Origin of the sequence: Dyadobacter sp. NIV53 (assembly GCF_019711195.1) — a bacterium.
Classification (GTDB): domain Bacteria; phylum Bacteroidota; class Bacteroidia; order Cytophagales; family Spirosomataceae; genus Dyadobacter.
Genome location: NZ_CP081299.1, coordinates 6,681,590 through 6,689,516, shown reverse-complemented (window position 1 = coordinate 6,689,516; position 7,927 = coordinate 6,681,590). Strand labels below are relative to the sequence as shown.

Here is a 7,927-nt window from a genome sequence, read left to right as displayed (position 1 = left end):
TAAATTAACTTAAAACTGGCTCCTGACGATGCAACTTAGGGTTTTCATTTTAACAAATTTCTATAAACGCAGCTCATACAAAAAGGGAATAGTGATAAAACGGGCAAATTAACCTCTGAAACGGAAAAAAAGATCATTAACAAAAACAATATTTCCAATTTCGACTGTGAAGCGGGCAAAATGGGCAATTATGCACATCACTTTGTATGGATAATCGTATCGTATATATTAAAATACGCCTCAAAAATTAGAAATTTTAAAGATATATTATTTGTAAAGTACAATTTATGCTATAAAATTATTTGTTATAAACTATAAAAATAGTTCGTGAAAAATATATTTGCCGGAAGGAAACTATTTTACTCACCATAGTTTAGAATCATTGGATCAGGTTATAAATATTAATTTGACTAACTCTTAAGAATATACGCATTCGTATATTATCATCGCAGCCCTCGTATATAGATGATCCTTTGCGCGAATTCCGCAATCATTATAACGGTGTATTGTCAGATTGTAGCTGAACAAACCTGATCCTTGTCGTAAACCTTACTAAAGCTGCTCGATGGTTTGGTAATTTTTATCGTTTCAATAAATAAACATTACAGAATTGTATCGGTTTTAACCGTTTATCTCTCATCCTTAGTATTGCTCGTTATCTCCAGCTTTTCATTAATAAGTTAGTGGACCGATTTAAGCCAAAAAATATAACTAACAGAAATGACAGGCAGCCAATGCAAACAGAATTCTGCCAAATCGCGGCTGTTTGTTTGCAGTAACCGGATTACTCACAAATCATAGTGTTCCGTATGTATCCAGCTTATGGCTGATATTTTATCATATCATAGACCGGTACGATAGGATTGTACAACACGGCATATAACGCCAGGTCGGCTCAACATCGAATATGCCCAAAGGGATTCGCTTCAAAAAAGTAGTAGATATTCGATTTTTATAAAAATTCAGAATTTATTTAATCGAATAACGAAGTCAAACTTGTAGATAAATCAAAATTTCAATCTGATAAGTTTGAAAAACTTTTTGTTAATTATAGTAAACTATATAATTCTATTTAAAGTAACTAAATAATTAATGCAAGAGGTATAATTATGACGCATAAACGAATTAATTACTCTGATCAAAATTATTACAGTAAAATAGGGTACATATATTAAAATAGTTTTATCAAATTTTTTACTAGAATAAATTCGAATTTCGTCAACAATATTAATTCATGGACCTGAAATATTATCCAACGATGAGTAACGGGTGGGTTATGCAGTCATTGTCTTTAATAAAAACTTTTTATCCTCATTTTCAGATTGATCCGGAATCCCATATTATTAAACTTCCGGAGGAAATTGGGAAATCAGTTGGTTTTTTTTATGAATTGATTCCAGGAAATCTCACAGTAGGCTTTGAGGAATCCCATTTAACACAAAGAGTTACACAGGAAATAATGGCCTTGCCTTTTAATGACATGTATGTGCTCCGGTTTAATGATTCGGAACAAAATAACTCGATTATTGTCGGTAACAATCAAAAAGTTTTTAGCGGGAATGGCCTTCGGACCTGTTTGTTTTCTTCTACTACAACAACGGTAACCCTTATCCATGAGCCCAATCATAGTTTCAGAAGTATGCATGTGAGTATTTCTAGAGCTTATCTTATGCAGCTGATACATCAGCTCGATTTACCAAAAAAATCAAAGTGGTGGAAGCGGTTGAAAGACAATGAAAGTTTCTGTAATCTTTTTGATCTGCTGCTTTCTGATTTCCTTCTGGAAGATTCATTTGGTGAAAAAAGTTATAAAATCCAGGACAACGGCAGTGTGAACACGCATCTCCTGCTGCTTAATATACAGCGGCTGCTTGTGCTTTTTCTCGAAAGGATTTTCAGGACAGAGATACAGGAAGTGAGAACGATCAACCGGGTCGATTACAGTAAGATCCAAAGTGTTACCGAAATGATACGCCTCGAATTGCATAAAAAATATGGCCTGGTCGAACTTGCAGAAAGATGTGACATGAGCCTTTCAAAATTCAAAAGGATATTTAAAATGGTGACTAAAAAATCACTTTCCGATTATTATTACCAGATCAGGATGGAAGATGCAGCGAAACAGCTGGCGGAAGAAATTTCAGACAATATGATTGAAATTGCATATAATCTGGGTTATAAGGACCAGTCTCAATTCAGCAAGGCGTTTAAGGAATATTTTGGTTATCCGCCCTCACTTCATGTAAAAAATATGATTGAGTGAATTAAGAAATGTTATTTTTAAGGCAATTCCATGAGTACAAAAAAAGGCTGATCCGTAACATGGATCAGCCTTTTTTATGATTCAATACTTATCGTTTGATAATTTTATGAGCGGTTACCGTTCCGTCAGTTCTAAAGATATTTACAATATAAATACCATCCGGATATTGTTCCATATTAACAGAGGCGCTCAATTCCGACTGGTTTTGTTTCGATTGATCATACAGTATTTTCCCGGAAGCCGAACTCACACGAATCCTGGAAAAGGTGCTCATATCTTCCGGATTAAAAGTGAATTTATTAACGGTTGGGTTAGGAAATAATACGAGCAACGATCTCTCAAATTCAACATTTTTAATCGCGCTAAATGCAAATGTCTGATCCCGATCGACCATTTTTAAGCGGTAAAGATTCGAACCACTGACAGGTGTTTTATCCGTAAAGAAATACGATTTCAAATCTTTACTTTCACCATTTGCTGTTACAGTTCCTATTACATCCCAGGTTTTTCCACTGATACTTCTTTGTATTTCAAAATAATCGCTGTTGGTTTCGGCAGTTGTGTTCCAGGTGATCAAAGCTGTCTGGCCTTCTTTCGAAACTTTAAATGCCGTTAAAGTTACGGGAAGCGGAGCCTTCTCGACGATCACATTAGCAATTGCACGTGCGGATTTTTGTGAGCACGAACCTGATAATCTGGCTTCTACGGTGTATGCGGTAGTGACAACAGGTGAGACTGACAATGGCGAACCTGTTCCAACCAAAGTATTGGAAGCATCATACCAGGTCAAAACATCAGTTGCGTTCAGGGAAGTTGCGACTAGGGAGGCGGATTCACCCACGTAAATAGTATAATCTGAGGTAGCCACCAACGGTGCAGGTAAAATCCGTTTAACACTATGAATTTTTAGCGATGCCAGCGCTCCTACCAATCCAGTTGTAGCGATGGAAACGCGGTCGAAAGCACCAGTTGCCGGAAACCGCAGCGTGACCTGTTCGCCGGACTGGAACAAACCAAGCAAATCCAAACCAATTAACGTTTCAAGGTTTTCTGAACCCACAGCAGTTTGTCCATTCATGGCTGTAATGCTAATATTATTCAGAACCGTAAGTGCCAGAACTGTCGGTGGAATAGAAACTACTACTTCAACATCACCGGCTCCGGCTCCGGAAAACACAACCGTTTCGGCGATATTTCCTTCTACCGAAACGCCTGTATTAAGCTGAGTCGTTGTGCCGGAACTCTTTATCAAAGTATATGGATTGCTGACACCAGCTATCAGGTTGACAATAGATCCATCTACGCCATACAGTACGTCTACCGGAGCGTCACAGGCAACCGGTTCAGAAACTGACTTCAAAAAATAAGCATGATAGAATTTTGCCGAGACAGCTACTCCCAGCGCAGTTGTCAATTTTAATTTTACACCATTGTACACAACATTTTCCAAAGAACTGTTTTTTGGAATGAATGTAACCTCGTAAACGTTTTTCCCGCTGGAAAGCACACCTCCGCCTACAAGGCCCAGCAGTTTGGAATCGGAAATTACAGTACCAGCTGCCACTCCATTTTGTGTCGCCTGAATTTCGATCGCGCCTGCAAGATCCACCAGGCTTCCTCCTGTTTCAATTTTTAATGTCACCGGCGTTCCGGCAGCAGGCAGATCGTCACCTGTAAAACGAATATTTTGAGAGGCATCTACGAGTCCGAATGCGCCCAAAGTAACCGAAAGCGTTGATGCGTCCTCAACGTCACCGGATGGAGCCAAAGCATCGGCCCTGTTGGAAACATTTGCCAAAACAACAGTAGCTGAAATATCTGCCGAAGGAGCAGAATTGGCATAAATTCTTTGAAAATATTGTGCTGACGCCTCGGTAGAATTTGATAAGAAAATTGTAATCAGCAACGCAAATGCAGGTGCAAACTTCTTAAATTGATCTAACCTGTTATATTGTTTATGGTTGAGTAAAATAGTTTTAATAGATATCATGTTTAGTACAAAATTTGTTGTAGATTTTTTGATTATTTCAGACAACAAATTTCGATACTATAACATAGAAATAGTTTTGATATCAGGCAAGATACTTGTCAATTCAGCCCATTAAAAATATAAATAATCTAATAAAATTTTATACTATTCTTTATATCGAAAGATAAGTGTCATAAAAACACATTATACGTTAGTCAAAATTGAAGATTAACAGGTGATTTTAGTTCATCACCGAAAATCTATGCTATCAATATTAAACCTCAGACTGAATGATAAAAATGCTTTAAATACCGGATAATAAAACTAGACAGTCGCCAGGCTAAAAGGCAATTTCCTGATACGCTTGCCGGTCAGATCAAAAATAGCATTCGTTAACGCAGGAGCAAAGGCAGGTAAACCAGGCTCTCCTACCCCGCCGGCATCTGCATCGTTTTCCATAATATGGATATCAATTGGCGGAATATCCGTGATACGTGGCATTTGATAAGTACTGAAATTATTGTCTACTGCCTTACCGTCCCTGAATGTTACCTGGTGAATCGTTGCTGCGCCAATAGCCATTACAATTGCACCTTCCACCTGTGCACGAACTGTGTCCGGATTTACATACCACCCACAATCCATTACCGCCCAGACCTGGTCAATTTTTACACCTCCATCCGCTTTCTTCGATACTTTTACAACCTGCCCTACTGTACTGGCAAAACATTCTGTAATCGCAACGCCGTAACCCTCGCCTTTTTTCCTTTTTTTCCAGCCGGACACCTCTTCCATTTTGTCGATCAAAAGTTGCAGGCGGTCTTCTTTCAAATATTGTCTCCTGAAATCGAGCGGATCTTTTCCTGCTTCCAGCGCCAGTTCATCCATAAAACTTTCGTAAGCGAAACCGTTGGTAGATGCATATACGGAACGCCACCACATAGTAGGAATAGGTGTTTCAAAAGGAACATCCTGTATAGAAAGATTTTTAATACTTTCAGTATATGGTTTAAGAAAACCCTCGGAAGCGCTGCCATTGGGAACATCCTTTTTGCCTCCACGCCAGTGGCTGTTATTTTGTCCGGCCAGTTTTACCTTAAAAGCATCAATTTCTCCATTGGTGATCACCCCCTCACATCGGTAAGTAATACCCGGGCGATAAGGGCCCTGGGTTGCATCGTCTTCGCGTGTCCAGACAACCTGAACCGGTGCTTTCATTTCTTTTGAAATAACAGATGCTTCATGCGGGTAATCCATGAATGCTTTCCGCCCAAAGCCACCTCCCAGAAAGGTCATATTAACGATTACATTTTCGCGGGGTAACGACATTTCCTTGCTGATAAAATCCTGCACCCATTCCGGCGCCTGTATCGGCCCCCATATTTCGAGCTTGTTTTCCTGATAATGGGCAATGCAATTTAACGGCTCCATACACGCATGATACTGATAAGGCGTTTCATACATCACATCAATCTTTTTCACGGCTTTTTCAATAATTGCGGCAGGGTCACCCTGTTTCTTGAACGACAACCCTTCCTGCGTTTGTAACGCTTCCTTCTGGCGTTTGTAAATATCGTCGGTGCTCAGATGCTCGAAACCGGTGTCATCCCACTCTACTTTCAGTGCTTTCTTGCCTTGTAATGCTGCCCAGGTAGAATCTGCTACAACCGCAACACCTTCGCGATAGGTACTGAATACACCCATCTTCACCTTCATTACCTGTTTTACCCCCGGAATTTTGCGTGCAGCTGTATCGTCGAAACTTTTTACTTTCCCGCGCAGCCTTGGATTTCTTTCCACAGCAGCATACAGCATCCCCGGAATTTCCTTGTCCAGGCCGAAAACAGCAGTTCCGTTGGTTTTCAAAGGTGTGTCCAGACGGAGAAGCGGTTTACCGATCAGTTTGTATTCCGAGCGTTTTTTGAGTACCACATTTTTGGGTGCTTCCAGCTTGGATGCCACTTCTACTAATTCACCATAATGATATTTTTTGCCGGAAGGTTTGTGAAAAACATGCCCGCCTTCGGCATAACAATCTGTTTTGGAAACACCCCATTTATTGGCAGCAGCCTGGATCAGCATTTCGCGTGCGGTTGCGCTCAGGTTCAGCAGATTCTTATAAGAACCTCTCACCGTAGAACTGCCTCCGGTAATCTGGTTGCCGTATTTTTTGTTGTCGCCTTTTGCAAAAACAACATTGATTTCATTGAGGTTAACTTCAAGTTCCTCTGCAACGATCTGCGGAATAGCCTGGTAAGCTCCCTGCCCCATTTCTGCACGATGACTGAAAATGGTGACTTTTCCGGATGTATCTATATGTACCCAGGAATTCATCTCAACGCCAAAGTTTTCGGCTTCGGCCGCCTTTATAATTTCAGCTTCACTGGCGTTGGCCGGCCAATAAAACCCCAGTGACAGGATTGTTCCTGTCATGCCGGATACTTTTAGAAATTTCCTTCTGGATAATGACTTTGTGTCCATGATGAGTAAAATATCTGTGAAAAACCTGTATTACTGTGGTTTAGGAGCGTAAGCACCTTTTTTAATCCACGTAACCCATGCCTTTGTAAATTCTTTATGACTAACCGGCGGAAGTGTCCGGCCTTCTCCCGGATGCCAGCCGGCAATTACAAGCCCGTCCTGTGCATGCGCAAGCAACCGCTCCATTGATTTATGCCCGTTCTTATCCGGGTCGACCAGTTGCCTGGCCAGCTCATTAGCTGTTTTGCCCTCAAAAACCATTTTCATATTAGCGGGCGGCAAATGCCAGTCGGGATTACCGGGAGGTGTGTGCAACCCTGGTGAGTTTGTAACCTGATGGCAATTGGAGCACTTCATGGAATATACGCCTTTGCCCTCAACACCTCTTTTAGGTGCCATGGTATGCAAATGGCTGTCATCACCCTGCAAAGGAATATCACCCGCCGGATGACAATTCATACACCTTGGGCTCATCAGTACCTTATATACAGTCGCAAAAGCCGTGACCGACTCCACACTGTCTTTATTAATCTTATTGAACCTGATATCTTTGGTAGGATCGTATTCCTTTTCCCTGAATGCCGACGTAACTACCGCCATGCCGAAAATAATAATGGATAATACGCCCGCCGTTCGCCTCGTAAAAAACGAGTGCGTTTTTGTTTTTGTTTCCTGATTCATAATCTAATAAAATCGGTTGTCTATCCTTGTTTGAGTGCCTGTTTCTTCATTTCCGCAGCCAGGTGAATGGCTTTACGGATGCGTAAATAGGTACCGCAGCGGCAAATGTTGCCAGCCATGGCATCGTCGATATCCTGATCGGTTGGATCATTTTTTTCGCGAAGCAACACTGCGGCAGACATGATCTGGCCGGAATGGCAATACCCGCATTGGGGCACATCAATTTTTTGCCATGCCTGCTGCACAGGGTGATCATTATTTTCCGACAAACCTTCGATCGTGACAACCTTTTGCCCCGCGGCACGGCTCACTTTGGTCACACAGGAACGCACAGCTTCCCCGTTCAGATGGACAACACAGGCACCACACTGGGCTACGCCGCAACCGTACTTGGTTCCTTTCAACCCTGCCAAATCCCGGATTGCCCAAAGCAAAGGCATCTGTGGATCAGCTTCTAAGGGATAATCCTTATTGTTAATATTTAAAGTTATTTTCGCCATGGTGAGTTGTTTTTAAAAATTAGATTTCAGACA

The 7,927-nt window shown here is 41.1% G+C and carries 5 protein-coding genes; 1 reads left to right on the top strand and 4 read right to left on the bottom strand.

Going from position 1 to position 7,927, the window contains the following annotated elements; translation table 11 throughout:
• Positions 1–1,234 precede the first annotated feature (1,234 nt).
• Positions 1,235–2,263: an AraC family transcriptional regulator gene (locus tag KZC02_RS27455; RefSeq protein WP_221391592.1), complete on the top strand. Its 1,029-nt coding sequence runs from the start codon at positions 1,235–1,237 to the stop codon at positions 2,261–2,263.
• A gap of 88 nt (positions 2,264–2,351) precedes the next feature.
• Here the strand turns inward: KZC02_RS27455 and KZC02_RS27450 are convergent, their stop codons facing one another.
• From KZC02_RS27450 to KZC02_RS27435, 4 genes are all read right to left on the bottom strand, one after another.
• A complete protein-coding gene (locus KZC02_RS27450; RefSeq protein WP_221391591.1) occupies positions 2,352–4,253 on the bottom strand; it encodes a T9SS type A sorting domain-containing protein in 1,902 nt (633 codons plus the stop codon).
• Between the two features lie 303 nt (positions 4,254–4,556).
• The gene (locus tag KZC02_RS27445; RefSeq protein WP_229253835.1) at positions 4,557–6,713 is read right to left on the bottom strand and encodes a molybdopterin cofactor-binding domain-containing protein; all 2,157 of its coding nucleotides are present in this window, start codon (positions 6,711–6,713) and stop codon (positions 4,557–4,559) included.
• A 30-nt stretch (positions 6,714–6,743) separates the two neighbouring features.
• Positions 6,744–7,394: a hypothetical protein gene (locus tag KZC02_RS27440; protein ID WP_221391590.1), complete on the bottom strand. Its 651-nt coding sequence runs from the start codon at positions 7,392–7,394 to the stop codon at positions 6,744–6,746.
• Between the two features lie 20 nt (positions 7,395–7,414).
• A complete protein-coding gene (locus KZC02_RS27435; RefSeq protein WP_221391589.1) occupies positions 7,415–7,894 on the bottom strand; it encodes a (2Fe-2S)-binding protein in 480 nt (159 codons plus the stop codon).
• Positions 7,895–7,927: the final 33 nt, after the last annotated feature.

Bases quoted from the DNA above. Each gene is read 5' to 3' on its own strand.
- KZC02_RS27455 (WP_221391592.1), top strand. From the start codon at position 1,235: ATGGACCTGAAATATTATCCAACGATGAGTAACGGGTGGGTTATGCAG.
- KZC02_RS27450 (WP_221391591.1), bottom strand. From the start codon at position 4,253: ATGATATCTATTAAAACTATTTTACTCAACCATAAACAATATAACAGG.
- KZC02_RS27445 (WP_229253835.1), bottom strand. From the start codon at position 6,713: ATGGACACAAAGTCATTATCCAGAAGGAAATTTCTAAAAGTATCCGGC.
- KZC02_RS27440 (WP_221391590.1), bottom strand. From the start codon at position 7,394: ATGAATCAGGAAACAAAAACAAAAACGCACTCGTTTTTTACGAGGCGA.
- KZC02_RS27435 (WP_221391589.1), bottom strand. From the start codon at position 7,894: ATGGCGAAAATAACTTTAAATATTAACAATAAGGATTATCCCTTAGAA.